We start from the raw sequence: 418 nt of genomic DNA on the forward strand, positions 1-418 counted from the left end.
ATGCTCGAAGGCCTGGACGCGGCCGTGCTCGACGAGGTCGGCGCGTCCCTCGTTCTCACCCCCGGCGCGCGGACCACCGTTCGGACACTGAAGCGACTCGGCTACCGGTGCGGCATCGTGTCAGGCGGGTTCACCCAGGTCACCCGGCACCTGGTTGACGAATTGGAGTTGGATTTCGCAGCCGCCAACACCCTCGAGGTGGTCGACGGCAAGTTGACCGGCCGGGTTGTCGGCGACATCGTCGACCGGGCCGGCAAGGCCAGGGCGCTGGAGCGGTTCGCCGCCGAGTTCGGTGTTGGGCTCGGCCAGACGGTCGCCGTCGGTGACGGGGCCAACGACATCGACATGCTCTCCGCAGCGGGTCTCGGTATCGCGTTCAACGCCAAACCGGTGGTCGCGGGATTCGCGGATACCACCC

1 protein-coding gene is annotated in these 418 nt (G+C 68.2%); it reads left to right on the forward strand.

Translation table 11 applies throughout. The features are described 5' to 3' along the window. A partial coding sequence (gene serB / locus GWG65_RS40360) for a phosphoserine phosphatase SerB (protein ID WP_275200940.1) occupies positions 1-418 on the forward strand: 418 nt, incomplete at both ends.

Origin of the sequence: Bradyrhizobium sp. CSA207 (genome assembly GCF_029051685.1) — a bacterium.
In the GTDB taxonomy this organism is placed as follows: domain Bacteria; phylum Pseudomonadota; class Alphaproteobacteria; order Rhizobiales; family Xanthobacteraceae; genus Bradyrhizobium.